This window comes from Baekduia sp., from assembly GCF_035685985.1.
Classification (GTDB): Bacteria; Actinomycetota; Thermoleophilia; order Solirubrobacterales; family Solirubrobacteraceae; genus Baekduia.
In genome coordinates, this window is the sequence record NZ_DASRZV010000038.1 from 54,182 (window position 1) to 78,169 (window position 23,988).

The window sequence follows — 23,988 nt, forward strand, 5'->3', positions numbered from 1 at the left end:
GGTACGGTTCGCGCCGTGACCGACCCCGTCTTCCGCCTCGTCGCCCCGGCCTCCGCGCTCGAAGCCGCTCCCGCCGGCTGGGCCGTCGACCTGCTGCGCCAGGGCGAGCTGGCCCTGTCCCTCGACGCGGGCGAGCTGACCGCGATCGACGCGGTCGCCCGCGCCCTGGACCAGCCCGCCGTCACCGTGCTGCGCCGCGAGGCGACGCCCGACGCCGCCGAGGCGACCGTCCGCGCGTTCGCCTCCGGCCTCGCCCTCGTCTGGGTCGCGCCGACCTTCGGCGACACCGCCCGCACCTGGGCCCACGACCGCGGCCCGATGACGCTCCTCGTCGAGCACGACGGCGCCCTGCCCGAGGCGGAGCGCCGCCGCATCGAGCGCTTCGTCGCGATCCTCGGCCGCCAGGCCGAGTAGCGGCGCCCACCGGGCGCGGCGCGCCGCGCCTAGAGCCCGACCGGGTGGCGGACCGTGAAGCCCGCGTAGGAGCGGGCGTTGGCGGGCTGCCAGCGGGTGCCGGTGTTCTGGCGGCCGGAGGTGTCGAAGCGGAGGCCGGCGACGACCATGAAGGTGTGGCCGGCGTTGGCGTAGATCGTCACCCACTTGCCGGGGCCGGGCTTGCCGAAGGACATCAGCGTGCCGGAGGTCTCGGGGCCCTTGAGGTAGCCGGCGGCGGCGAGCGCGTAGGAGACGCTGCCCGAGCAGTCGTAGGCGCTGTCGGTCCAGATCTCGCCCGCGACGCGGCCGTGGCCGCCGCCGTAGACGTAGGGCTTCTTGGCGACGTCGTTGGCGGCGTGCATCAAGGCCACCAGCTTGCGCGGCGCGGTGTCGGGGACGATCGCCAGGCCGTTGGCGTCGATCGCGGCCTGGTCGAGGTTCGTGCCGCCCTTGCCGCCGTAGGCCTCTCTCAGCTCGGCGGCGATCTGCGCGTCGCTGGGCGCGCCCATGGCGGGGGCGTCGTCGCCGCGCGCGACGGTCGGCGTGGACGTCGGCTCGGCCTCGGCCGCCGGCGCGTCCGTCTTCGCCTTGGCCAGCGTGGACGGATCCGGCGGCGGCAGGTAGGGATCCTCGACCTTCCACGCCCGCACGGTCCCGCTCGACGACGCGCTGCCGCACGCGCCGATGGGCAGCGCGGCGAGCACGAGCAGGCAGGGGAGGGCGCGAGGGGGCATCCAGTCGGGAGTATCGGCAACGGCGCGGGGGGACTCCAGTCCGAACCACGCGCGGCGTCCAGGGTTGCGGTGCGGGGTCGATAGCGTGCGCGCATGCTTCCCGCGCTCGCCGCCACCGCGGCCGCCGCCGCGCTGGCGATCGGCACGCCCGGCCCGGGGACGACGCTGGGCGGCTGCCCGGTCCTCCCGCGCGACAACGCGTTCAACCGCGACATCTCGCGCGCGCCGGTCGACCCGCGCTCCGACGCCTACGTCCGCTCGATCGGGCTCGCCGCGCACCTGCACCCGGACTTCGCCTCGCGCACCTACGGCATCCCGTTCCGGATCGTGCCGCGCACGCAGAAGCGGGTGCCGATCCGCTTCACCGACTACGGCGACGAGAGCGACAAGGGGCCGTACCCGATCCCGCCGACCGCGCCGGTCGAGGGCGGCTCGGACCGCCACGTGCTCGTCCTCCAGCAGGGCACGTGCACGCTCTACGAGCTGTTCGGCGCCCACCGCGACGGGCGCGGCTGGACCGCGGCCTCCGGCGCCAGGTTCGACCTCAGGACCGGCAGGCCGCGCCCCAAGGGCTGGACGTCGGCCGACGCCGCCGGCCTGCCGATCCTGCCCGGCCTCGCGCGTCCCGGCGCGATCGCCCACGCGCTGCGCGTCACCGTCCCGCGCACCCAGAAGGCCTACGTGTCGCCCGCGCGCCACTTCGCGTCCTCCGACAGCGACCCCGACCTCCCGCCGATGGGCCTGCGCCTGCGGCTGAAGGCGTCGTTCGACACCTCGCGCTTCCACGGCCAGGCGCTGGTCATCCTGAAGGCCTTGAAGCGCTACGGGATGATCGTCGCCGACCACGGCTCGCCCTGGTACGTCACCGGCGCGCCCGACCGCCGCTGGCACGACGACGACCTGCACACGCTCAACCAGGTCCCCGGATCCGCGTTCGAAGCTGTGCAAAGTGGTCCGCTGACGAAGGGCTGACGGGCCGGCGCGCCGAAACCGAGCTACCGTGAGCCGTGCAGTGGCGGGGTGGAACGAGGCACACGTGCGTCGTGCGCTGTGGCGCGCCGGGTTCGGCGCCACCGAGCACGAGGCCCGCAAGTGGGCGCATCGCGGTCGTGGCGACACGATCGACTGGCTGCTGTCCCCGAACGGGCGCAAGGCGCCGCTGGCGCCCGGGCCCAAGCCGATGAAGCTCGACCCGGTCAACGAGTACGGCCACGACATGTTGTGGTGGATGGACCGCATGGTCCGCACCACGCGGCCGCTGGAAGAGAAGATGGTGCTCTTCTGGCACGACCACTTCGCCACGCGCGACGTCGACACGCCGCTGATGCTGCGCCAGAACGCGCTCTTCCGCCGCCGCGCGCTGGGCACCTTCCCCGCGCTGCTGGGCGACGTGATGCAGGACCCCGCGATGGGGACGTTCCTCAACCTCATCGGCTCCTACAAGGACGAGCCCAACGAGAACTTCGCGCGCGAGCTGATGGAGCTGTTCACGCTCGGGGAGGGCAACGGCTACACGGAGACCGACGTCCGCGAGGCCGCCCGCGCGCTGACCGGCTACGTCGAGGGCCGCAAGGTCGGCGGCGTGCTGACCTCGGTGAAGTTCAACCCCGAGAACCACGACGGCGGCGTCAAGCGGATCTTCGGCCACAAGGGCCGCTTCGGCCCCCACGACGTCCTGCGCCTCGTCGTCCACCACCACCGCCACCCCGAGTTCCTGGTGCGCAAGCTGTGGGCCTACTTCGTCGACGAGCCGCTGGACGCGCGCACGCGCGTGCGCCTGCAGAACATCTACAAGAACTCGGGCTACCGGCTGAAGCCCCTGGTCGGCGCGATCCTCGGCCATCCCAAGCTGTACGCGAACCTCGGGGCGCCGACGCTGGTCAAGGCCCCGGTCGTCGCGGTCGCCGGGATGCTGCGCGCCACGGGCCTGGGGGTGAAGACCGACGACTGGGTCTGGGTCACGGCCTCGATGGGCCAGCGGCTGTTCTCGCCGCCGTCGGTCGCCGGCTGGGACTGGGGTCCGGCGTGGATGTCGTCCAACGGCATGCGGGCGCGCTTCACGGCCGCCAACGTCGCGCTCAGCCAGCATGGCCTCCAGGTCAAGGACGAGGAGACGCCGCTGGGCCTGAGCCCCAAGCGGCACCTCGACCGCGCGCTGGCCGCCACCGGACATCCGTGGGTCAGCCCGCGCACGCGCCGGGCGCTGCTCGCGCTGGCCTCCGGCTACGACCACATGGCCGGCCAGAAGTGGCAGCGCCAGGTCGCCGCCGACATGACCCAGCGCGCGATGCGCCACCTCCTGCTCTCCGGCCCCGACTACCACCTGCACTAGGACTCGTCACCCGTGCCCCGCTTCCGCGCCCACGCCGCCTGCCAGGACTTCCACCGCGCCTCCGAGGCCGCGCGCCGCGACGTGCTCACGCGCCGCCAGATGGTCAAGTACGGCATCGGCGCGGGCGTGACGGTCTACGCGGCCACGCGCCTGCCGACCGCGCACCTGCTCGACGCCGCCGCGGCCGAGGCCGCCGCCGCGCCCGACGCGCCCGTGCTCGTCTCGGTCTTCCTCCCCGGCGGCCTCGACCTGTTGGACACCTTGATGCCGCTCGACCAGGAGGGCGCGCTGCGCGACCTGCGCGGCGGCGTCTCCCCGGCGACGCCGCTGGCGCTGAAGGGCACGTCGCTGGGCCTGCACCCGGCGCTGGGCAAGGGCATCGACGGCGGCCTGCAGGGCCTGTACGACCGCGGGCAGATCGGCTTCCTGCCGGGCATCGACTACGCCAACCCCAACCTGTCGCACTTCGCCTCGCGCGCGTTCTGGGAGACCGGGATGGTCTCCCAGCAGTCGGTGTCCGGCTGGCTCGGGCGCTGGCTGGACCGCCACGGGAGCGCCGACAACCCGCTGCAGGGCCTGAGCTCCGGCTACGGCCTCTCGCCGACGCTGCGCTCGGCCGGCGCGCCGGTCGCGTCGGTGTCCGACCCCGGCGACGCGCGGTTGTCGATGTGGTCGGTCTGGGGCGACTGGGGCACGGCGGCGGTCGACGCCTACAACGCGCTCGCCCAGCCCGCGCCGAAGGCCGCCGGCCCGGCCGCGACGATGCGCGCCGCGCGCCTGGCGCACAAGGTCTCCGAGCAGCTCGCGCCGTACGCGGCGACCAAGGACAAGCCCGACCCGCTCGCCGGGCCCGTCGCCTACCCGGACAACAACGACACCGCCGACCGGCTGAAGGTCCTCGCGGGCCTGCTCTCCCAGCCGCTCGGGATCCGCGTGGCGACCGTCGACGCCGACGGCGAGTTCGACACCCACGAGGGCCAGGCCCAGACGCTGGAGCGCGACCTCGGCGCGGTCGGCGAGGCGCTGGCCGCCTTCCAGGCCGACCTCGAGGCGCGCGGGCTGGCCGACCGCGTCCTGACCTTCGTGTGGTCGGAGTTCGGCCGCCGCCCGCAGGCCAACAAGTCGCAGGGCACCGACCACGGCGCCGGCGGCGTCGCCTGGGTCCAGGGCCCGCGCGCGCTGGGCGGGATCCTGACCGAGTACCCCTCCTTGACCGCCCTCGATCCCGAGAAGAACCTCAAGGTGACCGTCGACTTCCGCAAGGTGTACGGGTCGCTCATCGGCCAGTGGCTGGGCACCGACCCGGCCGAGGTCATCCCCAACGCGCCGTCGTTCGGCTCGGTCCAGGTGGTGCGCTGATGGTCGCCGACGCGCCGCTGGCCACGGCGGCCGCGGCCGCGGCCACCCAGGCCGTCGGCATCGGCGAGCGCGAGTTCGCGATCGCCGTCTACCGCCCGAAGGTCAAGCGCGGCAAGGTCAAGCTCAACGTCCGCAACCTCGGCGAGGACGTCCACGACCTCGTGGTCGAGCGCGGCGGCAGGCGCGTCGGCGCGCTGGCGACGATCGTCAAGCCCGGCGCCACCGCCACGCTGCGGTTGAACCTCGAGCAGACCGGCACCTACCGGTTGATCTGCACGGTCGCCGACCACGAGGCGCGCGGCATGCGCGCCACCCTGCGCGTCGTCAGATAGCCGCTTCGCGCGCCCGCGTCAGCCGCGCGCTCTGCACGAGCCCCAGCAGCGACAGCGCCACCATCGGCGCCAGCGCGACCTGGAAGCGCGCCGCGGTCTCGCCGTGGCCGTCGCCGAGGATCGCCCCGGCGACCAGCAGGCACAGGATCGCCGACGAGAAGCCGCCGCAGTTGACCAGCGCGGTCGCGCTGCCGCCGGCCACCGGCGGGTTCTCGCGGCGGCCGATGTCGAAGGCCACCATCCCGCCCGACGTCGCCATGCCGCAGAGCACGAAGCCCGCCAGCAGCAGCGCGTGGGGGACCATGCCGCCCGGCCAGGCGAGGATCGCCAGCCAGGGGAGGGCGACGGCCAGGTTCAACACCAACACGGTCCGGTTCTGCGCGCGCACTCCGCGCCCCGCGATCGCGCCGACGACCGGCCCCGACGCGGCGAACGCGGCGGTCAACACCAACAGGTAGGTCGCCGCGGCCGACGCCGACAGGTGCTGGCCCTCCTGCAGGAACGGGCTGCCCCACAGCGCGCCGATCGTCAGGAACGGGCAGAAGAGCGCCATGTGCACCCAGAACCCGTGGCGGGTGCCGGGCCGCGACCAGGCGTCGCGCAGCGTCGCGAGGACCGGCGCGTGGGCGTGGCGCGCGGGCGCGGCCTGGTCGTCGGGCCGGTCCCGGATCGTCGCCAGCGCGACGAAGAACAACAGGATGGTCGCGACGCTGCTGGCGGCGAACGTCGCGGTCCAGCCGAAGGCGTCCAGCGCCGCCCGCAGCGGGATCGTCCCGAGCAGCTGGCCGAGCGCGCCGACCGCGCCGGTGGCCGTCGCCAGCAGCGAGCCCATGCGCGGCGGGAACCACGCCTGCGCCAGCCGCAGCACGTTCAGCAGCGTCAGCGCGTCGCCCATGCCGATCAGCGCGCGGGCGACCAGCGCGAGCGGCAGCGCGTGCGCGGCGGCGAACAGCGCCTCGCCGGCGGCCATGCAGGCCAGGCCCGCGGCCAGCGTGCGCCGCGGGCCGACGCGGTCGGCGGCCAGCCCGGCGGGGACCTGCATGACCAGGTACATGAAGAACTGCAGCGCGGTGAACGTCGCCAGCTGCCCGTGGCCGATGTGCAGCCGCTGCTCGGCGGTCAGCCCCGCCACCCCGAGCGCCATCCGGTGGAAGACCGCCACGAAGTAGAACGCGGCGCCGATCGCCCAGATCGTCCAGGCGCGGGCGGTGGGGCGGGACGGCGCGGCCGCGTGCGCGACCGCCACCGATGCCGCAGGCTTCCCGACAGCTTGCATGCAAGAAGTATCTATAGCATCGTCCCCCGTGTCCGACCGCCCGCCGACCGCCATGCGCCGCGCCTACGACCACGTCAAGCGCCGGCTGCTGGAGGGCGCCTACGCGGAGGGCCAGCTGCTCAGCGAGGGCGCGATCGCCTCCGAGCTGGGCATCTCGCGCACACCCGTGCGCGAGGCGTGCCTGCAGCTCGAGGCCGAGGGGCTGCTGCGGCTCTACCCCAAGCGCGGCGCGCTCGTCGTGCCGATCGGGCCGCGCGAGATCCGCGAGCTGTTCGACGCGCGCGAGCTGATCGAGCGCCACGCGCTGGCGCAGGCGCCGGACCCGGCGGCGCTCGCCGACGACCTCGACGCGCTCGTCGCCCGCCAGCGCGAGATCGCGAGCGCCCCGACGCCCGACCGCCTCGCCTTCGCCGAGGCCGACCGCGAGCTGCACCGCACCTGGGTCGAGGCCGCGGGCAACGCGATCCTGCTGTCGGTCTACGACGGGCTGCGCGACCGCCAGCAGCGCGTCGCGGCCGTGATGATCGCCGACGGCGTCACCCCGATGACCGCGCTCGCGGACGAGCACGCGGCGATCGCGCGGGCGCTGCGCGACGGCGACGTCGCGCTGGCCGACCGCCTGCTGGCCGACCACCTGGCGCTCGCGCGCGACCGCGCGGGCGCGGCGCCGCGCGCGGGCGCCGCCGTCGGCCTTCGAACGGCCCCGGTGGCATCCGACGATTGAGGCCGGGGTGTCCCGGTGACCCTTCTGTCACGGTCCGCGATTCCTCGCCTCCTCTCATGCCGGCCACACGCTCGAGCACCGACATCCTCCTGGCCTTCGCGCCCATCCCCGACGCGGTTCGGGCCGCCCGCCACGCGCTGCGCGAGCGCGGGCTGAGCGCGGACCTCGACCACACCGTGTCGCTGTTGACCTCCGAGCTGGTCGGCAACGCCGTCCGCCACGCCGGGCCTCTGAACCCGACCGAGCGGATCGTCTTCCACGCGCGCCTCAGCGACGACCACGTCCGCGTCGAGGTCGCCGACCACGGTCCGGGCTTCGACCCCGAGATCCGCCACGAGACGGCGGGCTTCGGCCTGCGCCTGGTCGACAAGCTGGCGTCGAAGTGGGGCGTCGAGCGGTCCGCGCGCGGGTGCCGCGTCTGGTTCGAGGTGGACCGCAGCCGCGGCCGCTTCGACCGGCGCGCTTAACACGGACTGGGCCGTCAGGCCCACCGGCCATCCGGCTTGATCTGCCGACATCCGGCGCGTGTTGCCGTACTGTTCACCGCGGAATGCCCGTACGCCGGGAACTTCGCCCGCTCCTCGCCGTCGCCGTCCTCGGCGTCGCGATCGCGCTTGCGGAGACGGTCGCGGGCGTGGGCACCGGCCTGTTGCTCCTGTCGCCGGCGTTGGTGCTCGTCCTTCCGCTCCTGGCGGGGCGCTACCTCGGCGAGGAGACGCTTGCGCGTCTCGTCACCCGTCGCGCCCCGTCAGGTCGCCGTACGCGGCCGGCGTCCTCGCTTCCGCCGCGCCGTCGTCCCCGCGCCGCCGCTTGGCGCGGGGGCCGGCTGATCGCGTCCGCGCTCGGTGAGCGCGGGCCGCCGTCGGCCACGGTCGTCTCCTGAGACCCGCCCGAGCGCGCGTGCCTGCCACGCGCGCTCGTGGCGTTGCCGTGTCCATCGCGAGCTAGAGAAGCCCTGGAGGTCCGATGACGAGCGTCCTGCTGTCGCTGTTGCCGTTGGCGCTGCTGGTCGGCGCGCTGCTGGCCGGCCGCTATCCCGGCGAGCGCACGCTGGCCGCGCGCCTGCGCGGCGCGCGCCATCGCCCGCGCCGCCGCGTCGCGCGCGCCGTGGACCGTCCGCGCCGCCGTCCGTTCGCGGCGGCGCCGCGCGGCGGGCGCCTGGTCGGCGCGGCGATCGCCTCCCGTCCTCCGCCCGGTGACGCTGACGTGACCAACCCGATGGCAATGTCAACCGAACCACATCAAGGACACCATGAACACCAAGCGCATCATCCTGTCGTCGTCGCTGGCCCTGGGCCTGGCGGGCGCGTCCGCGACCGCCGCCGACGCGCACGTCACGCTGCAGCCCAAGACCGCCGCCGCCGGCGCGTACACGGTCGAGGCCGTGCGCGTGCCCAACGAGACCGACGACGCGGTCACCACGAAGGTCGCCGTCCAGTTCCCCGAGGGCTTCGCCTCGGCCTCCTACCAGACCACCCCGGGCTGGTCGGTGAAGGTCGTCAAGGAGAAGCTCGCCACGCCGGTCAAGACCGACGACGGCGAGATCACCGAGGGCGTCAAGACCATCACCTGGACGGCGAGCTCGAAGGCCACCGGCATCGCGCCCGGTGAGTTCCGGGACTTCCCGATCTCGGTGCAGATCCCGGGCAAGGCGGGCGACACGCTGACGTTCAAGGCGCTGCAGACCTACAGCGACGGCGAGGTCGTGCGCTGGATCGGGGCGCCGGACGCCGACCGGCCCGCGCCGACGATCGCGGTCACCGCGCCCGCCGACGACCACGCGACGGCGGCGGCCGGCACGGCGACCACCCAGGACACCGCGGCGCCCGTCGCGACGCCCGCCGCGACGTCCACGTCCGACGACGACTCCAACACGCTGGCGGTCATCGCGCTGGTCGTCGGGGCCCTCGGCCTGCTGGCCGGCGGCGCCGGCCTGGCGTCCGCGAGGCGACGTCCGTAGCCACCTCCACGCGCGCCGCGGCACCTCACCGTCGCGGCGCGCGCCCGACGGTCCTACTCTTTCTAACCGGTAACCGACATGTCTCAGAACCCAAGCCCCAGCAAGCGCGAACGCAAGGAGGCCGCGCGCGCCGAGCGTCTCGAGCGCGAGCGCGCCGACGCGGCCGCGGCATCCCGACGCAAGCGCATGACCCTCCTCGGCGGCCTGCTGGTCGGCGCGATCGCGATCGTCGTCGTGGCGGTGGCGATCTCCTCGGGCGGGAGCAAGAAGTCCTCGGGCGGCGACGCGTCCTCGATCCAGGGCGCGGCCGACGCCAAGGCGATGCTCGCCGGCATCCCGCAGAGCGGCACCACGCTCGGCAAGCCCGACGCGCCGGTGACGATCCTCGAGTTCGCCGACCCGCAGTGCCCGTACTGCAAGGAGTACACGCTCAACGAGATGCCGAAGGTGATCCAGGACGACGTCCGCACCGGCAAGGCCAAGATGCAGCTGAACTACCTGACGTTCATCGGGCCGGACTCGGTCAAGGCGGCCTCGGTGCTCGAGGCGGCCGGGCTGCAGAACAAGCTGTGGACCGCGTCGGACGTCTTCTACCGCAACCAGGGCGAGGAGAACTCGGGCTACGTCACCGACGACTTCCTCACCGCGGTCCTGGACGCGGCGGGCGCCGACTCCGCCAAGGCGATCGCCGCGGCGGGCGACCCGAAGGTCACCGCGGCGCTGGGCGAGGCCAAGACGGGCGCGTCGCGCTACGGCGTCGACAGCACGCCGACGATCCTGGTCGGGCCGACCGGCGGCCAGATGACGCAGGTCCAGGGCACGCCGACCGCCGCCGCGATCAGCAAGCTCGTCGACCAGGCCGCCGCGAAGGCCGGGACGTGACCGATCGCCGCCTGCGCACCGCCGCCCTCGTGCTGGCGGTGCTGGGCATCGGCGTGGCCGGCTACCTGGTCTACGTCCACTACGCCCACATCAAGCCGGTGTGCAACATCGCGCACGGCTGCGAGACGGTGCAGAAGTCGGAGTACGCCAAGCTGGCCGGCGTCCCGGTCGCGCTGCTCGGCCTGCTCGGCTACATCATCATCTTCGCGTCGCTGCTGGTGCGCCAGGGCGAGGCCGCCCGGATGGTCGCGGCGTTCACCGCGCTCGTCGGCTTCGGGTTCTCGATGTACCTGACCTACCGCGAGCTGTTCACCATCGACGCGATCTGCCAGTGGTGCGTGGCCAGCGCGGTGCTCATGACCCTCCTGGCGATCGTGTGCACCTGGCGCGTCGTCCGCTTCGAGAGCGCGTCGCCCGCGCCCGTCGCTGCCACATCGGCAGAGTGACGGGCGCGGGCGTCGCGGGCATGGCATCGTGACGGCCTGATGCTCCGTCGCCTGCCCCTCGTGCTCGGCCTGCTCGGCGCCGCGCTGCTGATCGTCGTGATCGCGGCCGCGGTGTCCACTCACGACGCGAGCACGGCCACCAAGCCGAAGGCGTCGGCCAAGGCGCGGGGGCGCGACGTCACGCGGATCCTGCGCGGCATCCCGCAGGACGGCCTGTCGCTGGGCGATCCCAAGGCGCCGCTGGTGCTCGTCGAGTTCGCCGACCTGCAGTGCCCGTTCTGCAAGGAGTTCGCGGCGACGTCGTGGCCGAACATCGTCCAGCGCTACGTGCGCACCGGCAAGGTGCGGATGGAGCTGCGGCTGATCAGCGTGCTCGGCGAGGACTCGACGACCGCGGCCAAGGCGGTCATGGCCGCCTCGCTGCAGAACCGCATGTGGGACGCGTCGATGCGCTTCTACGACGTCCAGGGCCAGGAGAACTCGGGCTACGTCACCGACCGGTTCCTGCGCGGCGTGCTGGGCGGCGTCCACGGCCTGAACCTCGGTCAGGCCATGAAGGACCGCAGCTCCCCGCGGGTGCTCGACGCGCTGGCGGCCGAGCACTCGCTGCAGTCCCGCTACGCGGTCAACTCGACGCCGACGGTCATGATCGGCCCCGACGTCAACGACCTCGCGCTGGTCTCCGAGGGCGTGCCGAGCGAGCAGCAGCTCGCGCAGGCGATCAACGAGCAGCTGCTGAAGACCGTCTGACATCGCGGGTGGCATGGGTGGTACGTAGGGTGCTACCCTACGTGAGGCCATGCTGAAGAAGACCTCCATCTACCTCGACGAGGAGCTCGACCACGGCCTGGCTCGCCGGGCGGCGGAAGAGGGGATCACCAAGGCGGAGTACATCCGCCGGACCCTGTCGGGCGCCGTTCAGCGACCCAAGCGCCCGAAGCCGAAGGCCGTTGGCTTCGCCAACGTCGGCCCGACCGACGTCTCGTCCAACGTGGACAAGTACCTCGCGGAGACCGGCTTCGGCGAGTCGTGACGGTCGTCGTCGACACATCGTTCATCCTCGCGGTCGTCCTCGACCCCGAGGACAACCACGCGCGGGCGGTCGAGTGGATCAACGAGGTGGACGAGGAGCTCGTCACCTCCCCGCTCACGTTGGCCGAGCTCGATCACATGGTGCCCAAGTACGCCGGCGAGGCCGCCCAGCACGCGCTGTGGGAGGACTTCGACGCCGGCGTGTACGGCGTGCGTTGGTGGGCCGACGCCCTGACCGAGACGCTGGCGATCGCCCGCCGCCGCCCGTTCCTCGGCCTGACCGACGCCTCGCTGGTCGCGTTGTCGGGCCGTCTGCGCACGAACCGCATCGCGACCTTCGACCCGCACTTCCGCTCCGTCCTCACCCCCGACGGGGAGCCGTTCGCGATGCTCCCCGACGACCGCTAAGAACCAAAGGACCCCAACATGTCCGAACACCCCAACTCCTTCGACGCCCGCGGCACGCTGAAGGTCGGCGACCGCGAGCTGGAGATCTTCCGCCTCGACGCGCTGCAGTCGAAGTTCGACGTCGCCCGGCTGCCGTTCAGCCTCAAGATCCTGCTGGAGAACCTGCTGCGCACCGAGGGCAACGGCGCGGTGACCGCCGCCGACGTCGAGGCGCTCGCGACCTGGGACGCCAAGGCCGAGCCGAGCAAGGAGATCGCCTTCACGCCGGCGCGCGTCGTCATGCAGGACTTCACCGGCGTGCCGGCCGTCGTCGACCTCGCCGCGATGCGCGACGCGATGGCCGACCTCGGCGGCGACCCGGCCAAGATCGAGCCGCTGGTCCCGGCCGAGCTGGTCATCGACCACTCGGTGCAGGTCGACGAGTTCGGCACGCGCACCGCGTTCGCGTTCAACGCCGAGCGCGAGTTCGAGCGCAACCGCGAGCGCTACGAGTTCCTGAAGTGGGGCCAGGACGCGTTCGAGACCTTCAAGGTCGTCCCGCCGGACACCGGCATCGTCCACCAGGTCAACCTGGAGTACCTGGCGCGCACGGTCTTCGTCAACGACGCGACCGACCAGGCCTACCCGGACACCTTGGTCGGGACCGACTCGCACACGACGATGATCAACGGCCTCGGCGTGCTGGGCTGGGGCGTCGGCGGCATCGAGGCCGAGGCCGCGATGCTCGGCCAGCCGATGTCGATGCTGATCCCGCAGGTCATCGGCTTCAAGCTGCACGGCTCGCTGCCCGAGGGCGCGACCGCGACCGACCTCGTGCTGACGGTCACCGAGATCCTGCGCAAGAAGGGCGTCGTCGGCAAGTTCGTGGAGTTCTTCGGCCCGGGCGTCACCGCGCTGCCGCTGGCCGACCGCGCGACGATCGGCAACATGTCGCCGGAGTTCGGCTCGACCTGCGCGATCTTCCCGATCGACGCCGAGACGCTGCGCTACATGCTGTTCTCCGGTCGCCCGAAGGAGCAGGTCGACCTCGTCGAGGCCTACGCCAAGGCGCAGGGCCTCTGGCACGACGAGCACGCCGAGGAGCCGACGTTCACCGACGTCGTCGAGCTGGACCTGTCGACGGTCGAGCCGTCGCTGGCCGGCCCGAAGCGCCCGCAGGACCGCATCCCGCTGGACGGCGCCAAGGAGGGCTTCCGGTCCGCGCTGGGCGAGCTGCTCGGCGACGGCGCCGAGGAGGTCGCCCACGGCCACGACGAGGCGATCGCCGAGACGTTCCCGGCCTCCGACCCGGCCGCCGACAGCGCGCCCGGCTCGCGGCCCGACCCGCACGAGCCGGTGTCGGCGCCCGCCGTCGCCGCCGGCGCGGTGATCGCCGAGCGCAGCGCCTCCGCGGTCCACACGACGATGGACGGCGAGGAGTTCGACCTCGACCACGGCCACGTCGTGATCGCCGCGATCACCTCGTGCACCAACACCTCCAACCCGTCGGTCATGCTCGCCGCCGGCCTGCTGGCCCGCAACGCGGTGGCCAAGGGCCTGCAGCGCGCGCCGTGGGTCAAGACGTCGCTGGCCCCGGGCTCGAAGGTCGTCACCGAGTACTACGAGCGCGCCGGCCTCACCGAGGACCTCGAGGCGCTCGGGTTCAACCTGGTGGGCTACGGCTGCACGACGTGCATCGGCAACTCCGGCCCGCTGCCGGAGGAGATCTCCAAGGCCGTCAACGACGGCGACCTGGCGGTCTGCTCGGTGCTGTCGGGCAACCGCAACTTCGAGGGCCGCATCAACCCCGACGTCAAGATGAACTACCTGGCGTCGCCGCCGCTGGTCGTGGCCTACGCGATCGCCGGGACGATGGACATCGACCTGCACACCGAGCCGCTGGGCCTGGACGCCGAGGGCAACGAGGTCTTCCTGAAGGACATCTGGCCGTCGTCGAAGGAGGTCGCCCAGACGGTCGAGGAGGCCGTGCAGTCCGACATGTTCCGCGCCTCTTACGGCGAGGTCTTCGAGGGCGACGCGAACTGGCGCGGCCTCGACGTCCCGACCGGCGACCGCTTCGCCTGGGACGGCGAGTCGACCTACATCGCCAAGGCCCCGTACTTCGACGGGATGGAGCCCGAGCCGTCGCCGGTCACCGACATCGAGAACGCGCGCGTGCTCGCCAAGTTGGGGGACTCGGTCACGACCGACCACATCTCGCCCGCGGGCGCGATCAAGAAGGACGCTCCGGCGGGCCGGTACCTGCAGGAGAAGGGCGTCGAGGTCAAGGACTTCAACTCCTACGGGTCGCGGCGCGGCAACCACGAGGTGATGATCCGCGGCACGTTCGCGAACATCCGCCTGCGCAACCAGCTGGCGCCCGGGACGGAGGGCGGCGTGACGCGCCACCTGCCGGACGGCGAGGAGACCTCGATCTTCGAGGCGTCCGAGCGGTACATCGAGGACGGGGTCCCGCTGGTCGTCCTCGGCGGCGCCGAGTACGGCTCGGGCTCCTCGCGCGACTGGGCGGCCAAGGGCACCAACCTGCTCGGCGTCCGCGCCGTGATCGCGGTGTCCTTCGAGCGCATCCACCGCTCCAACCTGGTGGGCATGGGCGTGCTGCCGCTGCAGTTCCCCGAGGGCGAGACCGCCGAGTCGCTGGGCCTCACCGGCGAGGAGGAGTTCACGATCACCGGCCTGGCCGAGCCGCTCAACAACGGCGAGCTACCGCGCGAGGTCCAGGTCAAGGCGGACGACAAGGAGTTCACCGCCCGCGTGCGGATCGACACGCCCAAGGAGGCGGACTACTTCCGCCACGGCGGGATCCTGCGCTACGTGCTGCGCCAGCTCGCCGCCGCCGAGTAGCCGCGCGTCAGGCCACCGCCGCCTCGGGGGACCCGGACCCTCCCGGGCGGCGGCCGGCCAGCCGGATCGCGTCGAACAGCACGCCGACGTCGACCTGCTTGTCGACGATCCCCGCCGCGCCCGCCGCCGTCGCCGCGGCCTCCAACCGCGCCGAGGGGTCGGCCGTGTAGAGCAGCACCGACGGCGGCTCGGGCTCGGCGCGCAGCGCGCGGCACAGCTCGACGCCGTCCTCCTCGCCGAGGCGGTGGTCGAGCACGACGACGTCGGGCCGGTGGCGCTTCCACAGGCACCATGTCGCCGCGGCGTCCCCGGCGCCGCCCACGCAGCGGAAGCCCGGCTCGGCGCGTAGGACGGCCTCGAGCCCGGCTCGCAGAACGGGATGGTCGTCGACGACGAGGACGCGGATCATGGTGCGGCTGGGTTCAGCATGCTGACCGGCGAACGGCGCCGTGTCGATACGGGCTCCCCCCGGATAGGAACGCTGTCAGCGGCCGGACGTTTCGCCGGATCAGGCGGCTTCGCGCCGCATCGGCCGACGGGCGTCCAGCCAGCCGCCCAGTTGGTCGGCGCTCATCGGGCGCCCGACGACGTAGCCCTGGACCAGATCGCAGCCCATCGCGGCCAGCAGCTCGCGCTCCAGCGGCGTCTCGGCGCCCTCGGCGACGACGCGCAGGCCCATCTTGCGGCCGAGCGCGATCATCATCCGGACCATCTCCTCGTCGACCGGGTCGGCGGTCATGCCGCGGACGAAGCGCTGGTCGATCTTCAGCTCGTCGGCGGGCATGTGGCGCAGCTGGGCCATCGACGAGTGGCCGGTGCCGAAGTCGTCGATCGCGATCTCGACGCCGAGCGCGGCGATCCGGCCGAGCACGTCGCGGCAGTGGCGGTGGTCGCGCATCACGGCGTCCTCGGTGACCTCGATCACCAGCGCCTCGGGCGGGATCCGGTGGCGGACCAGCGCGGCCTCGATCCGCTCGGGCAGGCCGGCGTCGACGAGCGTGACGGCCGAGACGTTGACCGCGACGTGCAGGTCGTCGACCTCGGCGCGCAGCGCGGCGACCGCAGCCAGGGCGTGGTCCAGCACCCAGTCGGTCAGCTCGGACATCAGGCCGTCGCGCTCGGCGACCGGCAGCAGCTCGGCGGGGGAGACCGTGGCGCGCGTCGGGTGGCGCCAGCGGATCAGCGCCTCGACGCCCCGCAGCGCGTCGGTCCGGGGGTCGACCTGCGGCTGCAGCGCCAGCCAGAGCCCGCTGCCGTCCGGCGCGGTCGGGCTGCGCAGCGCGCGGCGCAGGTCGGCGGCGAGCGTCAGGCGGTCGCGCGAGTGCGTGTCGCGCGCGGGGTCGTAGGCGGCGACGCCGAGGCCCCGGTCGCGCGCGTCGCGGCGGGCCATGTCGGCGCGCCGCGCCAGGCCGGTGGGCGAGCGCGCGTCCTCCGGGAAGCGGGCGTACCCGAAGACGGGGCGAACGGAGACCGCCAGGCCGTCGGACTCCACCGGCGCGGCCAGCGCGGCCGACAGCAGCGCGGCGAGCGCCTCGGGGCCCATGTCCTCGGCGATCGTGGCGAACTCGCCGTTGTCCATGCGCGCCAGCGTCCCGGGCGCGGCGTCGATCAGGCGGGCGGTGACGCGGCGCAGGACGTCGCCCGCGACCTCGTGGCCGAGCGTGTCGGTCAGCTCGTCGAAGCCCTCGAGGTGGCCGATCAGCAGCGCGGCATGGCGGCCGTCGCTGCCGCCCTCGCGGGTCAGCAGCGTCAGCTCCCCGAACAGCGCGCGCTGGTTGGCGGCGCCGGTGGCCTCGTCGACCAGCGACTCGGCCCGGACGATCACCAGGCGCCGGACCTCGCGGGCGATGCGGGCGCTGCGCAGCGCGCCGAGCGCCAGCGCGGCGACGGCCAGCACGACGCTGGCGGTGGGCAGGTCGACGATCGTGGCGGCGACCAGGACGCCGGTGCCCGACACGATCCACGACAGCGTCGGCACGGTCTCCCACCACCCGCCGACGCGCAGCGACCCGGCGGTCGCGGGCCGCGCCCACGCGGCGGCGGCGACCAGCAGCATCGAGCACTCCCAGCCCAGGCGCGACCAGGGCTCGGTCCCGGTCAGCCAGCCCGCGCGGCCGAGCACGTCGGCGAAGTCGCCGCAGAACATCACCAGCAGCGCGGCGGCCAGCAGCCGGTCCTGGCGCCCGCGGGCGCGCCCGGTGAACGAGGCGACGGCCCAGATGATCGAGGCGATCGCGACGTCGGCGGCGGTGAAGACCAGCGTCGTCGCGGCGTCCAGCTCGGTCAGGCCCGCGTGCTCGGTCATCGGGCGCACGAGGACGGCCGAGCCGATCGCGCTGACGCTGAGGTAGACCGCGATGCCGAGCGCGTCGAAGGAGAACGTGAGCAGCGTGTCGCCGACGCGGCGGCGCAGGAAGAGGAAGAGCGCGACGCAGGTGGCGAGGTAGGCCAGCGCGTAGAGGGCGCCGGCCGCGCCTTCGGTGCCGCTGCCGGCGGCGGACACCGAGACGGCCTCGGCGACCGTGTTGACCGCGCAGCCGAGCGCGAAGAAGGCCCAGATCGCGCGACCGGACGGACGGTCGACGGCGCGCGCGGCCACGGTCGCGGCGGCGATCGCGAAGACCGCGACGTGGCGGACGTCGTCGACCCGGCCGTGGGCCTGGGCGAGCGCGGTGAGCAGGCCGAGGGCGACGAGCGCGGCGCCCGCGGCGCCGAGGGCGCGAGCGACCGTCGCCGCACCCGTGCGGCGGGTGCTGCGTCCAGCCTGCTTGCCCATCACCACCGGGGTAGTCGGAGCGTCCGGCCGCGACCGCATCCCCCAGCCGAGTGAGCTTGGGTGTCCGAGCGCGCGGTAGCCTCCGTCGCCGTGCCTCTGCCCGACGTCCTGCGCTCCCTGCTCACCGCGACCGGCCCGTCCGGCTACGAGGCCGCGCCCGCGCGCGCGTTCGCCGAGGCCTGCGCGCCGTTCGCCGAGGTCGAGACCGACGTCATGGGCACCGTCACGGCGCGCGTGAAAGGCACGGGCGACGGCCCGAGCGTCGCGATCGTCGGCCACATCGACGAGATCGGCCTGATCGTCACGCACGTCGACGACAAGGGCTACCTGAGCTTCATCGGCGTCGGCGGCTGGGATCCGGTGATCCTGGTCGGCCAGCGCGTCGAGATCACCACCAAGGACGGCGTCATCCCGGGCGTGGTCGGCAAGAAGCCGATCCACCTGCTCAAGGAGGACGAGCGCAAGCGCGCCGCCGAGCTGAAGGACCTGCACATCGACATCGGCGCCAAGGACGGCGACGAGGCCCGCGGCCTGGTGCGCATCGGCGACGTCGCGGTGATCGCGGGCGACCCGGTGGAGCTGCCCAACGACCGCGTGGTCGCGCGCGCGATGGACAACCGGCTCGGCTGCTTCGTGGCCTACGAGGCCGCGCGCCTGGTGGCCGAGGCGGGCGGCGCGCCCGGCGACGTCATCGCGGTCGCGGCCGTCCAGGAGGAGATCACGTTCGCGGGCGCGCGGACGTTCGCGCACAACGTGCGGCCGGACGTCGCGATCGCCGTCGACGTCACGCACGCGACCGACGCGCCGGGCATCGACGAGAAGGAGAACGGCTCGCACCCGATGGGCTCCGGCCCGGTGATCGAGCGCGGGTCGACGATCCACCCGGTGGTCAGCGAGCGGCTGCTGGCCGCCGCCGAGGCCGAGGGGATCGACCACACCATGTCGGCCAGCGCGCGCTTCACGGGCACCGACGCCGACGCGATCCACATCTCGCGCAACGGCATCCCGACCGGCCTGGTGTCGATCCCGCTGCGCTACATGCACTCGCCGGTCGAGCTGGTCCAGCTCGACGACGTGCGGCGCACGGCGCAGCTGATCGCGGCGTTCGCGCGCGGCCTGACGGCCGACACGTCGTTCGCGCGCTGAGCGGCCGCGTCGCGGCCGGCTAGGCCCGCGCGGTCGCCGACAGGCCGCGAGTGGCGGCCAGCGCGCGCAGGCCGCGCGAGACGCGGGCGCGCACGACGTCCTGGCTGACGCCCAGCTCGCGGGCGAGGTCGTCGTACTCGCGCTCGGCGACGATCCGCTGCAGGACGACGTAGGCCTGCTGCGGGTGCAGGCCCGCGATCGCGCCCTGCACGCGGCGGCGCAGCTCGGGCAGACCCGCCAGCTCCTCGATCCGCTCCAGCTCGGACTGCCCGACCGACGGCGGATCGAGCCCGACCTGCTGCAGCGCCTTGCGCTCGGCGACGCCGCGGCGCCAGAAGTGCGCGAGCTGGGTGCGGGCGATGGCGAACAGCCACGCCTCGGCCTCGGCGTCGGTGCGCCCGCGGAACTGGCGCCGGCGCTGGAGCGCGAGCGCGAAGGTCTCGCCGGTGAGGTCCAGGGCGACCTCGGCGTTGAGCGTCCGGCGCGTGAAGAACACCACGACGCGCTGCACGTTGGCGACGTAGAAGTCGCGGAACGCCTCGGCGTCGTCGCCGCCGGTGCCGAGCGCGCTGCCCCGGCGAACGCGCCATGGCGGCCGTTCCCTGACCCTTCCCATCCCGGTCTCCATCCGTGGGGCTACCCTCGCAGAAATCGCCGCCGCCAACAACGCTTGGCGGTCCCTTTTTTAAAAGGACATCCTGAGCATGGGCGCCGGGGCGGGCGTGGAGCGGGCCGACGTGGTCTACTTCGGGCCGGTGCTCCTCCTGTTCGACATCGACGGCACGCTGATGCTCAAGGCCTCGCGCGAGCACGCCGAGGCGCTGTACGCGGCGATCACGAAGATCCACAGCCTGCGCGAGCGGCCGGCGGGCCAGGTCGAGGCCGCGGGCCGCACCGACCAGGCGATAGCGCGCTCGATCCTGACGCTCGCCGGCGTCTCGGCCGAGCAGATCGACGCCCGCGCCCGCGACGTGCAGATGCTGACCTGCGAGGAGTACGACCGCCGCTGCCCGGCCGACCTGACCGAGCGCGTCGCGCCCGGCGTGCCGGAGGTCCTGGAGCTGCTGGCCGCCCGCGACGACGTCGAGCTCGCGCTGGTGACCGGCAACTACGAGTGCGTCGCGCGCCGCAAGCTCGACGCCGCCGGGCTCGGCCGGTACTTCCCGCGCGGCACCGGCGGCTACGGCAGCGACAGCGAGGACCGCACCGACCTGCCGGGCCTGGCCCGCGCCCGCTCCGGCGACGCGCCGGCGCTGGGCACCGTCGTCATCGGCGACACCCCGCGCGACATCGCCTGCGCCCGCGCCGACGGCTGCCACGTCATCGCGATCTCCACCGGCCCCTTCCGCGCCGCCGACCTCCACGGTGCCGACGTCGTCATCGACATGGCGCGGGAGATCCCGGCGGCGCTGAAGCGGATCCCCGGGCTCGGCTAGCGGCTAGCGGCTAGCCGTCGCGCCGGACGCCCGGCGCCGCGACCGTGTCCGCGTCGCCGTCCGGGATGACGTCCTTGGGCGCGCGCGACATCCGGGCGAACCCGCGCAGGACCTTCAGCAGCAGCACGACGCCGCGGGGCGACCTGAGGTCGATCCCGGAGAGCAGCTGGCGCAGGAACGACAGCTGGTCGAAGTAGATGCGCTCGCAGACCAACTCGTCCTCGCCGCGGAAGACGAAGTACGCGGTCATCCGGACCTTGAACGCCGCGCCGGTCGCCGGGACCGGCCCGAGCGGCCCGCGGTGCGTGCCCAACAGGTAGAACTCGGTGACGACCGCGTCGTCGGCGTGGCGCAGCGCGATCATCTCGTGGCGCTGGTCGGGGAACGCCCGCCGGGTCTCGTCGTAGTAGCCCCGCACCGCCGCGTCGCCGTCGTGCACCGTCTGCGTCGGCACGATCTCGTAGCGCGGATGCGGGAACGTCGACAGCACGTCGTCCCACTGCTGGGCGACCTCGTCGTGGAAGTGGTCGAGGACGAGCTGCTCGCGCTTGGCGCGGACGTCATCGGTGGGGGAGCCGGGCACGGCGCGAGCCTACGCGTACGCCTACGGCAGCGTCCAGAAGCCGTCGAAGCCCACGGGGTGCTCGACGGCCACGCGGCCGAGGTGCTCGCGGGCGTCCTCGAAGGAGATGTCCATCACGGTCGCGACCTCGATGGAGGCCAGGGGCGTGCCGGTCCAGGCGAGGACGTCCTCGACGGAGGTCGGCGGCTCGCGGCGCTCGAGGCCGGGGACGAGGTTGGCGGTGATGACGTCGTAGACGGCGAAGGGCTGGAAGCCGGGGACCGCGATGCGGACGCCGTCGACCTGGCGCTCGATCTCGTAGGAGGGGCAGGTGTAGCGGCGGCCGCCGGACCAGTTGGCGAGCTTGGCGTCGAGGACGCGCGCGGCGGGCATCGGCTGGCGGGCGGCGGCCATGTCCTCGTCCAGGGCGGACTGGGTGGCGGGGTCCTCGATCCAGCGGTGCAACGCCTCCACGTCGATCCCGGCGTCGCGCGCGGCGCCGTCGATCGTCTCGGGCGCGTCGAGCAGCTCGCCGGACATCGTCCGGACCCGCAGCCGCCGCAGCAGCGCGCGCGTCTGGTCGTAGGACGCGTTCAGCCGGGCCGCCACGACCGCGCGGCACGCCGGCACCGACGCGGCCATCCGCTCGCGCACGCGCGTGTCGATCGGCATCTTGTGCTCGCGCGAGATCTTCTTGTAGGCCTCGCTCAGCTTCTCGGGCGTGAAGTGCGAGGCTCCGTTGCCGTCGGAGAGCCCGACCATCCTGACCTCCCAGGCGAGCTGCTCGCCGTAGAGCCAGCTCAAACGGCGGCGGAACGGCTCGGCGCTGAACGCCCACGGGCAGGCGGGGTCGGTGTACTCGGTGATGACGACGTCGGCGGCCATGCATCGAAGGTAGCCGCACGGGTAGCCCTTCACGCATGGCCAGGAACCGCAAGCAGGAAGATCTGATCGACCGGTTGCACGCGGACGGCATCCGCAAGCGCGTCGCGACCACGATCGCGGGCGCGCGGGGCGGCCGCAAGAAGGGCGTCAAGGAGGCCCGGGCCCTGCTCGACCAGCTCGAGGACGCGACCGCGGCGATCCGCACCGACATCCTCGGCCCCAGCCGCAAGCGCAGCGCCGCGGCCAAGAAGGCGGCCGCGACGCGCAAGCGCAACGCCGCCAAGGCCAAGCGCAGCGCCGCCGCCAAGAAGGGCGCGGCGACGCGGCGCAAGGCGAAGCGCTAGGTGCGCGTCAGCTTCTTGTAGGTGATGCGGTGCGGGCGGTCGGCCTCGTCGCCGAGCGTCTCGTGCCGCCAGGCCTCGTAGGCCTCGAAGTTGCCCTCGAACCACGTGACCTTGGAGTCGCCCTCGAAGGCCAGGACGTGCGTGGCGATGCGGTCCAGGAACCAGCGATCGTGGGAGATCACCACGGCGCAGCCCGCGTAGTTCAGCAGCGCCTCTTCCAGCGCGCGCAGCGTGTCGGTGTCGAGGTCGTTGGTCGGCTCGTCCAGCAGCAGCAGGTTGCCGCCGGTGCGCAGCAGCTTCGCCAGGTGCACGCGGTTGCGCTCACCGCCCGACAGCATCTTGACCTTCTTCTGCTGGTCGGCCTTCTTGAAGTTGAACCCGCTCGTGTAGGCGCGGGAGTTCATCACCCGCGTGCCGACCGTGATCTGGTCCAGCCCGCCGGAGATCTCCTCCCAGACCGTCTTCTCGTCGTCGAGCGCGTCGCGCGACTGGTCGACGTAGGAGATCTGGACGGTCTCGCCGATCCGCAGCGTGCCCGCGTCCGGCTGCTCGCGCCCGGCGATCATCTTGAACAACGTGGTCTTGCCCGCGCCGTTGGGGCCGATGACGCCGACGATGCCGCCCGGCGGCAGGTCGAAGCTCAGGTCGTCGATCAGCAGCTTGTCCTCGAAGCCCTTGCGCAGGCCCTCGGCCTGGACGACCACGTTGCCCAGGTGCGTCGCCACCGGGATGTGGATCTGGACGTCGTCCAGCTTGATCGTCTTCTCCTCGGCGACCAAGGCCTCGTAGTTGGCGATGCGCGCCTTCTGCTTGGTCTGGCGGCCCTTCGGGTTCTTGCGGACCCACTCCAGCTCGGCCTTGATGACGCGCTCCTTGGCCAGGTCGCGCCGCTCCTGCATCTCCAGGCGCTTCTCCTTCTGCTCCAGCCAGGAGGAGTAGTTGCCCTCGTAGGGGATGCCGCGGCCGCGGTCCAGCTCGAGGATCCAGCCGGCGACGTTGTCGAGGAAGTAGCGATCGTGCGTCACGGCGACGACGGCGCCCTTGTAGTCGGCCAGGAAGCGCTCCAGCCACGAGACCGACTCGGCGTCGAGGTGGTTCGTGGGCTCGTCGAGCAGCAGCAGGTCGGGGGCGCTCAGCAGCAGCCGCGCCAGCGCGATGCGGCGCCGCTCGCCGCCGGAGAGGACCGCGACGTCCGCGTCGCCGGGCGGGCAGCGCAGCGCGTCCATCGCGTAGTCGACGTTGGTGTCGAGGTTCCAGCCGTCGGCCGCGTCGATCTTGGCCTGCAGCTCGGCGAACTCGTCGGCGGTCTCGTCGCTGTAGTTGGCCGCCAGCTCGTTGAAGCGGTCCATCATCGCCTTGATCTCGGCGACGCCGTCGATGACGTTCTCGCGCGCGGTCTTGGTCGGGTCCAGCTGCGGCTCCTGGGCCAGGTAGCCGACCGTCGCGCCCGGGGCGAGCGCCGCCTCGCCGGACCGGTAGTCGGTGTCGATCCCGGCCATGATCTTCAACAGCGTGGACTTGCCCGCGCCGTTGTAGCCGAGGACGCCGATCTTGGCGCCCGAGTAGAACGACAGCGAGACCTCGTTGAGGATCGGCTTCTCGGGCCCGTAGGCCTTGGTGAGCCGCTGCATCTGGAAGACGTACTGAGGAGCCATGAAGGCTCCATGGTACGAGGCTCACTGCGTCGTCGATTCCACGCGGGCCGAGACGAGCATGGCCGCCGCGAGGCCGCCCGCGATCCAGAGGATCAGCGCGAGGCCGAAGGAGCCGTTGCGCAGGAACTCCACGAGGCCGAGGTCGATGGCCAGGAACAGCAGCGCGGCGTAGAACGCGCGCAGGATCGCGACGCTCGCGCGGCCGCTGCCGGGCTCGCCCACGACGCTGACCGCGCCCGCCAGGATGCTCGCGATCGCGCCGACGATCGCGAGCGTCGCGATCGGGCCGTCGTCGAGGATCAGCACCGAGCCGACCAGGCCGCAGAAGAACCCGCCCATCACGGCGACGGTCAGCGGGATGATGGCGCGGTCGGGCACTCCCGCCGTGTGTACCCACGCGTTCGCGTGAGGACGCAAGCC

The 23,988-nt window shown here is 73.1% G+C and carries 26 protein-coding genes; 17 read left to right on the forward strand and 9 right to left on the reverse strand.

Translation table 11 applies throughout. The features are described 5' to 3' along the window. Positions 1 to 15 precede the first annotated feature (15 nt). The gene (locus VFG42_RS26400; RefSeq protein ID WP_324911845.1) at positions 16 to 414 is read left to right on the forward strand and encodes a hypothetical protein; all 399 of its coding nucleotides are present in this window, start codon (positions 16 to 18) and stop codon (positions 412 to 414) included. A 29-nt stretch (positions 415 to 443) separates the two neighbouring features. On the opposite strand, the gene VFG42_RS26405 is transcribed toward VFG42_RS26400, so the two are convergent. After that, positions 444 to 1,169 (reverse strand): hypothetical protein, encoded by a 726-nt coding sequence (locus VFG42_RS26405; RefSeq protein WP_324911846.1) that lies wholly within the window; start codon positions 1,167 to 1,169, stop codon positions 444 to 446. 93 nt (positions 1,170 to 1,262) lie between these two features. Here VFG42_RS26405 and VFG42_RS26410 point away from each other — a divergent pair, with 93 nt between their 5' ends. The 4 genes from VFG42_RS26410 (at position 1,263) to VFG42_RS26425 (ending at position 5,192) form a co-directional block, all read left to right on the forward strand. Further along, positions 1,263 to 2,141, forward strand: coding sequence for a hypothetical protein (locus tag VFG42_RS26410; protein WP_324911847.1), 879 nt, complete (start codon positions 1,263 to 1,265; stop codon positions 2,139 to 2,141). 64 nt (positions 2,142 to 2,205) lie between these two features. After that, entirely contained in the window at positions 2,206 to 3,501 is a 1,296-nt protein-coding gene (locus VFG42_RS26415; RefSeq protein ID WP_324911848.1) for a DUF1800 domain-containing protein, read from the forward strand. Between the two features lie 12 nt (positions 3,502 to 3,513). Beyond that, the gene (locus VFG42_RS26420; protein WP_324911849.1) at positions 3,514 to 4,860 is read left to right on the forward strand and encodes a DUF1501 domain-containing protein; all 1,347 of its coding nucleotides are present in this window, start codon (positions 3,514 to 3,516) and stop codon (positions 4,858 to 4,860) included. Further along, positions 4,860 to 5,192: a cupredoxin domain-containing protein gene (locus tag VFG42_RS26425; protein ID WP_324911850.1), complete on the forward strand. Its 333-nt coding sequence runs from the start codon at positions 4,860 to 4,862 to the stop codon at positions 5,190 to 5,192. The genes VFG42_RS26420 and VFG42_RS26425 overlap by 1 nt, the downstream gene beginning before the upstream one ends. Here the strand turns inward: VFG42_RS26425 and VFG42_RS26430 are convergent. After that, positions 5,185 to 6,438: an MFS transporter gene (locus VFG42_RS26430; RefSeq protein ID WP_324911851.1), complete on the reverse strand. Its 1,254-nt coding sequence runs from the start codon at positions 6,436 to 6,438 to the stop codon at positions 5,185 to 5,187. The genes VFG42_RS26425 and VFG42_RS26430 overlap by 8 nt on opposite strands. A 58-nt stretch (positions 6,439 to 6,496) precedes the next feature. Here VFG42_RS26430 and VFG42_RS26435 point away from each other — a divergent pair, with 58 nt between their 5' ends. The 9 genes from VFG42_RS26435 (at position 6,497) to VFG42_RS26475 (ending at position 14,764) form a co-directional block, all read left to right on the forward strand. Continuing rightward, positions 6,497 to 7,192 (forward strand): GntR family transcriptional regulator, encoded by a 696-nt coding sequence (locus VFG42_RS26435; protein ID WP_324911852.1) that lies wholly within the window; start codon positions 6,497 to 6,499, stop codon positions 7,190 to 7,192. A gap of 56 nt (positions 7,193 to 7,248) precedes the next feature. Continuing rightward, positions 7,249 to 7,659 carry an ATP-binding protein gene (locus VFG42_RS26440; protein WP_324911853.1) on the forward strand — a complete coding sequence of 137 codons (411 nt, stop codon included), beginning with the start codon at positions 7,249 to 7,251 and terminating at the stop codon, positions 7,657 to 7,659. Positions 7,660 to 8,444: 785 nt separating this feature from the next. Continuing rightward, entirely contained in the window at positions 8,445 to 9,152 is a 708-nt protein-coding gene (locus VFG42_RS26445; protein WP_324911854.1) for a YcnI family protein, read from the forward strand. Positions 9,153 to 9,230: 78 nt separating this feature from the next. Then, positions 9,231 to 10,034 (forward strand): DsbA family protein, encoded by an 804-nt coding sequence (locus VFG42_RS26450; RefSeq protein ID WP_324911855.1) that lies wholly within the window; start codon positions 9,231 to 9,233, stop codon positions 10,032 to 10,034. Next, positions 10,031 to 10,480 (forward strand): vitamin K epoxide reductase family protein, encoded by a 450-nt coding sequence (locus tag VFG42_RS26455; RefSeq protein ID WP_324911856.1) that lies wholly within the window; start codon positions 10,031 to 10,033, stop codon positions 10,478 to 10,480. Before VFG42_RS26450 ends, VFG42_RS26455 begins: the two co-directional genes overlap by 4 nt. Before the next feature lie 39 nt (positions 10,481 to 10,519). Beyond that, positions 10,520 to 11,230 (forward strand): DsbA family protein, encoded by a 711-nt coding sequence (locus tag VFG42_RS26460; RefSeq protein ID WP_324911857.1) that lies wholly within the window; start codon positions 10,520 to 10,522, stop codon positions 11,228 to 11,230. 49 nt (positions 11,231 to 11,279) lie between these two features. Beyond that, positions 11,280 to 11,513, forward strand: coding sequence for a CopG family transcriptional regulator (locus tag VFG42_RS26465; RefSeq protein ID WP_324911858.1), 234 nt, complete (start codon positions 11,280 to 11,282; stop codon positions 11,511 to 11,513). Then, positions 11,510 to 11,920: a type II toxin-antitoxin system VapC family toxin gene (locus VFG42_RS26470; protein WP_324911859.1), complete on the forward strand. Its 411-nt coding sequence runs from the start codon at positions 11,510 to 11,512 to the stop codon at positions 11,918 to 11,920. The genes VFG42_RS26465 and VFG42_RS26470 overlap by 4 nt, the downstream gene beginning before the upstream one ends. 18 nt (positions 11,921 to 11,938) lie before the next feature. Continuing rightward, positions 11,939 to 14,764: an aconitate hydratase gene (locus VFG42_RS26475; protein ID WP_324911860.1), complete on the forward strand. Its 2,826-nt coding sequence runs from the start codon at positions 11,939 to 11,941 to the stop codon at positions 14,762 to 14,764. 7 nt (positions 14,765 to 14,771) lie between these two features. On the opposite strand, the gene VFG42_RS26480 is transcribed toward VFG42_RS26475, so the two are convergent. Beyond that, complete coding sequence (locus VFG42_RS26480; RefSeq protein WP_324911861.1) at positions 14,772 to 15,173, reverse strand: response regulator transcription factor; 402 nt, start codon at positions 15,171 to 15,173, stop codon at positions 14,772 to 14,774. 99 nt (positions 15,174 to 15,272) lie between these two features. Next, positions 15,273 to 17,540 (reverse strand): GGDEF domain-containing phosphodiesterase, encoded by a 2,268-nt coding sequence (locus VFG42_RS26485; protein ID WP_324911862.1) that lies wholly within the window; start codon positions 17,538 to 17,540, stop codon positions 15,273 to 15,275. A gap of 90 nt (positions 17,541 to 17,630) precedes the next feature. On the opposite strand from VFG42_RS26485, the gene VFG42_RS26490 reads away from it, so the two are divergent. Further along, positions 17,631 to 18,686: a M42 family metallopeptidase gene (locus tag VFG42_RS26490; protein ID WP_324911863.1), complete on the forward strand. Its 1,056-nt coding sequence runs from the start codon at positions 17,631 to 17,633 to the stop codon at positions 18,684 to 18,686. A 19-nt stretch (positions 18,687 to 18,705) separates the two neighbouring features. Here the strand turns inward: VFG42_RS26490 and VFG42_RS26495 are convergent, their stop codons facing one another. Further along, positions 18,706 to 19,302, reverse strand: a complete 597-nt coding sequence (locus VFG42_RS26495) for an RNA polymerase sigma factor (protein ID WP_324911864.1) — start codon at positions 19,300 to 19,302, stop codon at positions 18,706 to 18,708. Positions 19,303 to 19,390: 88 nt separating this feature from the next. On the opposite strand from VFG42_RS26495, the gene VFG42_RS26500 reads away from it, so the two are divergent. Next, positions 19,391 to 20,122 (forward strand): HAD family hydrolase, encoded by a 732-nt coding sequence (locus VFG42_RS26500; RefSeq protein WP_324911865.1) that lies wholly within the window; start codon positions 19,391 to 19,393, stop codon positions 20,120 to 20,122. A 10-nt stretch (positions 20,123 to 20,132) separates the two neighbouring features. Here the strand turns inward: VFG42_RS26500 and VFG42_RS26505 are convergent, their stop codons facing one another. Both VFG42_RS26505 and VFG42_RS26510 read right to left on the reverse strand, forming a co-directional pair. After that, complete coding sequence (locus tag VFG42_RS26505; RefSeq protein WP_324911866.1) at positions 20,133 to 20,705, reverse strand: ester cyclase; 573 nt, start codon at positions 20,703 to 20,705, stop codon at positions 20,133 to 20,135. A 21-nt stretch (positions 20,706 to 20,726) separates the two neighbouring features. Beyond that, positions 20,727 to 21,569 (reverse strand): DsbA family protein, encoded by an 843-nt coding sequence (locus tag VFG42_RS26510; RefSeq protein ID WP_324911867.1) that lies wholly within the window; start codon positions 21,567 to 21,569, stop codon positions 20,727 to 20,729. Positions 21,570 to 21,604: 35 nt separating this feature from the next. On the opposite strand from VFG42_RS26510, the gene VFG42_RS26515 reads away from it, so the two are divergent. Further along, a complete protein-coding gene (locus VFG42_RS26515; protein WP_324911868.1) occupies positions 21,605 to 21,913 on the forward strand; it encodes a hypothetical protein in 309 nt (102 codons plus the stop codon). Here VFG42_RS26515 and ettA read toward each other — a convergent pair. Continuing rightward, positions 21,910 to 23,568: an energy-dependent translational throttle protein EttA gene (gene ettA, locus VFG42_RS26520; protein ID WP_324911869.1), complete on the reverse strand. Its 1,659-nt coding sequence runs from the start codon at positions 23,566 to 23,568 to the stop codon at positions 21,910 to 21,912. The genes VFG42_RS26515 and ettA overlap by 4 nt on opposite strands. A gap of 21 nt (positions 23,569 to 23,589) precedes the next feature. Next, positions 23,590 to 23,946: a hypothetical protein gene (locus VFG42_RS26525; RefSeq protein WP_324911870.1), complete on the reverse strand. Its 357-nt coding sequence runs from the start codon at positions 23,944 to 23,946 to the stop codon at positions 23,590 to 23,592. Positions 23,947 to 23,988 lie beyond the last annotated feature (42 nt).

Excerpts from the sequence above, each read along its gene's own strand:
- VFG42_RS26465 (WP_324911858.1), top strand. The coding sequence starts at position 11,280 with ATGCTGAAGAAGACCTCCATCTACCTCGACGAGGAGCTCGACCACGGC.
- ettA (WP_324911869.1), bottom strand. The coding sequence starts at position 23,568 with ATGGCTCCTCAGTACGTCTTCCAGATGCAGCGGCTCACCAAGGCCTAC.
- VFG42_RS26515 (WP_324911868.1), top strand. The coding sequence starts at position 21,605 with ATGGCCAGGAACCGCAAGCAGGAAGATCTGATCGACCGGTTGCACGCG.
- VFG42_RS26475 (WP_324911860.1), top strand. The coding sequence starts at position 11,939 with ATGTCCGAACACCCCAACTCCTTCGACGCCCGCGGCACGCTGAAGGTC.
- VFG42_RS26445 (WP_324911854.1), top strand. The coding sequence starts at position 8,445 with ATGAACACCAAGCGCATCATCCTGTCGTCGTCGCTGGCCCTGGGCCTG.
- VFG42_RS26500 (WP_324911865.1), top strand. The coding sequence starts at position 19,391 with ATGGGCGCCGGGGCGGGCGTGGAGCGGGCCGACGTGGTCTACTTCGGG.
- VFG42_RS26495 (WP_324911864.1), bottom strand. The coding sequence starts at position 19,302 with ATGGGAAGGGTCAGGGAACGGCCGCCATGGCGCGTTCGCCGGGGCAGC.
- VFG42_RS26410 (WP_324911847.1), top strand. The coding sequence starts at position 1,263 with ATGCTTCCCGCGCTCGCCGCCACCGCGGCCGCCGCCGCGCTGGCGATC.
- VFG42_RS26480 (WP_324911861.1), bottom strand. The coding sequence starts at position 15,173 with ATGATCCGCGTCCTCGTCGTCGACGACCATCCCGTTCTGCGAGCCGGG.
- VFG42_RS26485 (WP_324911862.1), bottom strand. The coding sequence starts at position 17,540 with ATGGGCAAGCAGGCTGGACGCAGCACCCGCCGCACGGGTGCGGCGACG.
- VFG42_RS26510 (WP_324911867.1), bottom strand. The coding sequence starts at position 21,569 with ATGGCCGCCGACGTCGTCATCACCGAGTACACCGACCCCGCCTGCCCG.
- VFG42_RS26425 (WP_324911850.1), top strand. The coding sequence starts at position 4,860 with ATGGTCGCCGACGCGCCGCTGGCCACGGCGGCCGCGGCCGCGGCCACC.
- VFG42_RS26450 (WP_324911855.1), top strand. The coding sequence starts at position 9,231 with ATGTCTCAGAACCCAAGCCCCAGCAAGCGCGAACGCAAGGAGGCCGCG.
- VFG42_RS26405 (WP_324911846.1), bottom strand. The coding sequence starts at position 1,169 with ATGCCCCCTCGCGCCCTCCCCTGCCTGCTCGTGCTCGCCGCGCTGCCC.
- VFG42_RS26440 (WP_324911853.1), top strand. The coding sequence starts at position 7,249 with ATGCCGGCCACACGCTCGAGCACCGACATCCTCCTGGCCTTCGCGCCC.
- VFG42_RS26460 (WP_324911857.1), top strand. The coding sequence starts at position 10,520 with ATGCTCCGTCGCCTGCCCCTCGTGCTCGGCCTGCTCGGCGCCGCGCTG.